General features: G+C 76.8%; 1 protein-coding gene and 1 pseudogene. One reads left to right on the top strand and one right to left on the bottom strand.

Annotated elements, in window-relative coordinates; genetic code table 11:
- Nucleotides 1-368, bottom strand: a pseudogene (locus M878_RS000000100085) (hypothetical protein); the annotation flags it as partial.
- A gap of 161 nt (nucleotides 369-529) precedes the next feature.
- Here M878_RS000000100085 and M878_RS72110 point away from each other — a divergent pair.
- On the top strand, nucleotides 530-2,746 hold a 2,217-nt coding region (locus tag M878_RS72110; protein WP_023549360.1), incomplete at its 3' end, for a helicase-associated domain-containing protein.

The following is a 2,746-nucleotide window of genomic DNA, read 5'->3' as shown; positions in this document are numbered from 1 at the left end:
CGCAGGCCCCTGCTCTTCGCCCCTTCCCCGCGAGCCGGGTCCGGCTTCCGCTCGCGCGGCGCTGGCTGCACGGGCACGGCAGCCGCCGCGGACGGCTGCGCACCCCAGCTCGTGCTGGACGTACCGGATGTACCGGACGACGTACCGCCTGCCGCCGTGACCACTTCGTCAGGGGTGCCCAGGCGGTCCAGGATGCGGCGGACCGCGGCGGGGCTGTCGGCGGCCGCCTCGGCCCGGTGCCGGTCGATCTCGCCCCGCAGCTCCGACACGAGCCGCATCCGCGTGCCCGACGGCAGCTGCCGCTGCTGAGCGATGTCCCCGACACGGCTCAGGTACTCGTAGACGACCTGGTCGCTCTCGATCCCCAACGGAAACCCCTCCGGGGCGACGGCGATGACGACGATGAAACCCCGGTGAGGACGGTACCGCGTCCTTGCCCGCCCTCCCCCACGCTCGGCTTCGCTCGCGCGGGGGGACCCCCATCCCGACTCACTCGGCTGGAACGCGCTCACCCGCTAACGTGGGTCAGATGAGCCAAGCGGCCCGCCCAGCCCCCCGTTCCCTCGCGGAAGCGCTCCGCGCGCGGGACGACGTCTCCCTGGCCGCGCTGCTGCGCAGCCGCCCCGACCTCATCACGCCCGTCCCGACCGACCTCACCCAGCTCGCCACGCGCGCCGGCACCCGCGCCTCGGTGCTGCGCGCGCTGGAGCGGCTGGACCGGTTCGCGCTGCAGACGGCGGAGGCACTGGCCGTGGCCCCGGACCCGGCGTCGTACGGCACGCTGCTCGGGCTGATGTCGGGCGACGCCGGGGACGAGACGGTCACCGCCGCGCTGCCGCGTGCCCTCGGCACCCTGCGCGAGCAGGCGCTGGTGTGGGGCGACGACGAGCGGCTGCGGCTGGTGCGCACGGCCCGCGAACTCCTCGCTCCGTCCCCGCAGCACCCCTCCCCGACCGGGCTCGGACCTGGCGTGCAGGAGGCCGCCTCGGGCATCTCGCCGGGCCGGATCCAGGAGATCGTGGCGGCGGCCGGGCTGCCCTCGACCCACGACTCGGTGTCGGCCGTGGCTGCGCTCACCGCGCTGTTCGCCGACCGGAAGACGATGGCCGAACTGCTCGACGGCGCCCCGCAGCCGTCCCGCGAGGTGCTGTCCCGGCTGGTGTGGGGGCCGCCGTACGGGCAGGTCACCGCGGACCCGGCGGCGCATCTGCGCTGGCTGCTGGACCGCGGTCTGCTGCTGCCGGCCACGCCCGGCACGGTCGTCCTGCCGCGCGAGGTGGCCCTGCATCTGCGCGGGGGCCGCGCCCACCGCGCGCCCGAGCCGCTGCCGCCCGCCGTCGAACCGGCCGCGACGCACGGTCCGCAGGTGGTGGACGCGACGGCGGCCGGGCAGGCGTACACCGCGCTGGCCACCATCGAGGAACTGCTGAAGGACTGGGACGAGGGCGGCCCGGCCGTGCTGCGGGCCGGCGGCCTGAGCGTGCGCGATCTGAAGCGGACCGCCGTCGCCCTGGACGTGTCGGAGCCGGTCGCCGCGTTCTGGGTGGAGCTGGCGTACGCCGCCGGTCTGGTCGCCTCCGACGGCGAGGCCGACGAGCGGTACGCGGCCACGCCCGCCTACGACGAGTGGCTGGAGCGGCCCCCCGCCGAGCGCTGGGCCCACCTCGCGGAGGCCTGGCTGGCGGCCACGCGGACGCCGGGGCTGGTCGGCGGGCGGGACGCGAAGGACCGCACGCTGTCCGCGCTGGGCCCGGGACTCGACCGGTCCGCCGCGTCCGAGGTACGGCACCGGGTGCTGACCCTGCTGGCCGGGCTGCCGGCCGGCGCGGCCCCGGACGCCGAGTCGGTGCTGGCCCGGCTGCGCTGGGAACGGCCGCTGCGCGGGCCCCAGCGGGACACGGTGGGGGTGCCCCAGAGCGAGCGGAGCCGGGCCTGGGGGAGGACCGGCGAGGAGGATCTGCGCTCCCGGCTCGCCCGCTGGGCCCTGTCCGAGGCCGAACTGCTGGGCGTCACGGGGCGCGGCGCGCTGTCGGAGCACGGGCGGGCCCTGCTGGGCACCTCAAGCTCCTCAGCCACGTCGGCCACGTCAGCCGTGCCCTCCAAGTCGGCCGTGCCGGTCACGTCGGCTATGCCGGTCACGTCGGCCGAACCCGTCGGCCCCGGTGACAAGCTGCCCGTGCACCACCACCATCGGCCGGCCGCCGTCCCCGCTCCGCTCTCCCCGGCCGAGCAGGCCGTGGCGACGGCCGCCGCCGGGCGGCTGCTGGCGCCGCTGCTGCCCGAGCCGCTGGACCACGTCCTGCTCCAGGCCGACCTGACGGCGGTGGCACCGGGACCGCTGCGGCGGCCGCTCGCCGATGTGCTGGACGTGCTCGCGGACGTCGAGTCCAAGGGCGGCGCCACGGTGTACCGCTTCACCCCCGCCTCGGTGCGGCGCGCCCTGGACGCCGGCCGGACCGCCACCGACCTGCACGCCTTCCTCACCGAGCACTCCCGTACGCCGGTCCCGCAGCCGCTCGCCTATCTCATCGACGACGTGGCCCGCAAGCACGGTCACCTCCGGGTCGGCGCGGCCTCGGCGTACGTCCGCTGCGACGACGACACCCTGCTGAACGAGATCCTGGCCGACAAGCGCGCCGCGGCCCTGCGGCTGCGCCGCCTCGCCCCGACCGTGCTGGCCGCCCAGACCGATCCGGCCGCGCTGCTGGAGGGCCTGCGCGCGATGGGCTACGCACCGGCCGCCGAG

Origin of the sequence: Streptomyces roseochromogenus subsp. oscitans DS 12.976, from assembly GCF_000497445.1 — a bacterium.
GTDB lineage: Bacteria > Actinomycetota > Actinomycetes > Streptomycetales > Streptomycetaceae > Streptomyces > Streptomyces oscitans.
This window is presented reverse-complemented; position numbering and strand designations above follow the sequence as displayed.